The sequence below is a fragment of the Streptomyces sp. NPDC005393 genome, from assembly GCF_040606675.1.
GTDB lineage: Bacteria > Actinomycetota > Actinomycetes > Streptomycetales > Streptomycetaceae > Streptomyces.
In genome coordinates, this window is sequence record NZ_JBEXFG010000118.1 from 1 (window position 1) to 3,140 (window position 3,140).

At 72.5% G+C, this 3,140-nt stretch carries 1 protein-coding gene; it reads left to right on the forward strand.

Going from position 1 to position 3,140, the window contains the following annotated elements; translation table 11 throughout:
- Positions 1 to 3,140 (forward strand): amino acid adenylation domain-containing protein (locus ABZS71_RS35415; RefSeq protein WP_356216924.1); only part of this gene is annotated, 3,140 nt, incomplete at both ends.

Genomic DNA, 3,140 nt, shown 5'->3' on the forward strand with positions numbered 1-3,140 from the left:
GTGGGCGCGGAGTCGGTGGTGGGTCTGTGCCTGCCGCGTGGTGTGGAGACCATCGCCGCGATCCTGGCGGTGTGGAAGGCCGGGGCGGGGTACCTCCCGATCGACCCGGAACAGCCCGCCGAACGCGTCGCGTTCATGCTCACCGACACCCGGGCCGTGCTCCTGCTGAGCACCGAGGACATCCTGGACGAGCTGCCCGTCGGCAAGGTGCGCGCCGTCGCGGTGGACGAGACGCTGGTCACGATGCAGTTGGCGATGGCCCCGGACACCGCGCCGGACGTCGCCGCGGCGCCGGACGGACTGGCCTACGTCATCTACACCTCCGGTTCCACCGGCAGGCCCAAGGGTGTCGCGATCACGCACGGCTCCCTGACCAACTACGTAGCCAACGTGCCGCAGCGGATCGGGTTCGGTGAACCCGGCGGGCGCTACGCGCTGCTCCAGGCCCAGGCCACCGACCTCGGCAACACCGTCGTGTTCGCCAGCCTGGTGTCCGGCGGCACGCTCCACGTACTGGAGGAGGACGCGGTCACCGACCCGGTGGCGGTGGCCGACTACCTGGCGGAGCAACGCATCGACCACCTCAAGGTCGTCCCCTCCCACCTCGCGGCGCTGGGGAGCGCCGACGGCCTGGCGAAGGTCCTGCCCGGCAGCTCGCTGGTGCTCGGCGGTGAATCCGCCCCGCCCGCGTGGGTACGGGAACTCGTCGACGCGGCCGGTGACCGCCAGGTGTTCAACCACTACGGCCCGACCGAAGCCACCATCGGTGTCGCGACCACCCGCCTGACGGCGGAGCAGGTGGCCGACGGCGTGGTCCCCATCGGCGCGCCGGTGGCCAACACCCGCCTGTACGTGCTCGACGCCACGCTGCAGCCGGTCGCCCCCGGCGTCATCGGTGAGCTGTACATCGCGGGCGCCCAGCTCGCTCGCGGCTACGTGCGCCGACCCGATCTGACCGCGGAGCGCTTCGTCGCCTCCCCGCTCTCCGGCACGGGCGAGCGCATGTACCGCACCGGCGACCGCGCCCGGTGGACGGCGGACGGCCAGGTCGTGTACCTCGGCCGGGCCGACGACCAGGTGAAGATCCGCGGGTACCGCATCGAGCCGGGCGAGGTGCAGGCGGTCGTGGCCGCGCACCCGTCGGTGGCGCAGGCGGCGGTCGTCGCCCGGGAGGACGCGACCGGCGACACCCGCCTCATCGCCTACCTCGTTCCCGTGGACAGCGACGCCAACCAGGCCGAACTATCCGCCACCCTCAAGCAGTTCGCCGCCCAGCGACTGCCGGAGCACATGGTGCCCTCGGCCGTCGTGACACTCGACGCGCTGCCGCTCACGAGCAACGGCAAGCTCGACCGCAAGGCCCTGCCCGCGCCCGACTACGCGGCGACCGCGGGGGCCGGCCGGGGGCCGTCGACCGCCCAGGAGGAAATCCTGTGCGCGGCGTTCGCCGAGGTCCTGGGTCTGCCCACGGTAGGGGTCGACGACGACTTCTTCGACCTGGGCGGCCACTCCCTGCTCGCCGTGCGACTGGTCAGCCGCATCCGGGTGGTGCTCGGGGTGGAGATCGAGATCCGGGTCCTGTTCGAGGCGCCCACGGTGGCCGGACTCGCGGCCCAGCTCGACGGCGCCGACGCGGCCAGGGTGCCCCTGACCGCAGCTGAGCGCCCCGAGCGCGTGCCGCTGTCGTCCGCGCAGCGCCGCCTGTGGTTCATCGGGCAGCTGGAGGGCCCGAGCGCGACCTACAACATCCCCGTCACCGTCCGGCTCTCCGGCACGGTGGACACGGCCGCGCTGAACGCCGCGCTGCGGGACGTGATCGGCCGCCACGAGGTCCTGCGCACCGTGTTCGCGACCGCGGACGGCGAGCCGTACCAGCGCGTACTCGACCCGGCGGACCTGGCGTGGGACCTGCAGGTGACCCAGGTGGCGCCGGCGGACCTGGCCGAGGCGATCGGCGAGGCCACGCGGTACGCGTTCGACCTGTCGAACGAGGCGCCGATCCGTGCCTGGCTGTTCTCGGCCGGGCCGCAGGACCAGGTCCTCGTGGTGAGCATGCACCACATCGCGAGCGACGGATGGTCCACCGGGCCGCTGGCCCGCGACGTGTCGACGGCCTACGAGGCGCGCCGCGCGGGCCGGGCGCCCGAGTGGGAGCCGCTGCCGGTGCAGTACGCGGACTACGCGCTGTGGCAGCGGGACCTGCTCGGTGACGACCAGGACCCGGACAGCGTCATCGCCCGTCAGGTGGACTACTGGAGCCGGGCGCTCGAGGGCGCTCCGGAGGAGCTGGAGCTCCCCTTCGACCGGCCGCGTCCCGCGGTCGCCGGATACCGGGGGCATCGAGTACCCCTGGACGTCCCGGCCGAGGTCCACGAGCGGCTGCGGGCCGTCGCCCGCGCCGAAGGCGTGACCATGGCCATGGTGCTGCAGGCCGCGCTGGCGGTACTGCTGTCCCGACTGGGCGCCGGTAGCGACATCCCGATCGGCGCAGTGAACGCCGGACGTACCGATGAAGCGCTCGACGACCTCGTCGGCTTCTTCGTCAACACACTGGTGCTGCGCACGGACCTGTCCGACGACCCGACGTTCCGTGAGCTGCTGTCCCGGGTGCGCGACACGGGGCTGTCGGCCTTCGCGCACCAGGATGTGCCGTTCGAGCGGCTGGTCGAGGAACTCGCCCCGGCCCGCTCCCTGTCCCGCCACCCGCTGTTCCAGGTCGCGCTCGCGGTGCAGAACAACACCGAAGCGGTCCTGGACCTGTCCGGCCTCCGCGCCGTGGGAACCGGGGTCGCGGAGACCTCGGGGACCGCGGTGGCGAAGTTCGACCTGGACGTCAGCGTGGGGGAGACCTACGACGCGGAGGGTGCGCCGGCCGGTCTGCGTGGTGCGCTGATCGCGGCCGCGGACCTCTTCGACCCCGCCACCGTCGGACAGTTCGCCGAGCGTCTGACGCGCGTGCTGGAGACGCTCGCCGACGAACCGGGACGTCGACTGAGTTCGGTTGATGTTCTGGGTGTGGGTGAGCGTGAGCGGGTGTTGGTGGGGTGGAACGACACGGTGGTTGATGTGGGTGAGGTGTCGGTTGCGGGGTTGTTCGAGGCGCAGGTGGCGCGGACTCCGGGTGCTGTTGCGGTGGTGGG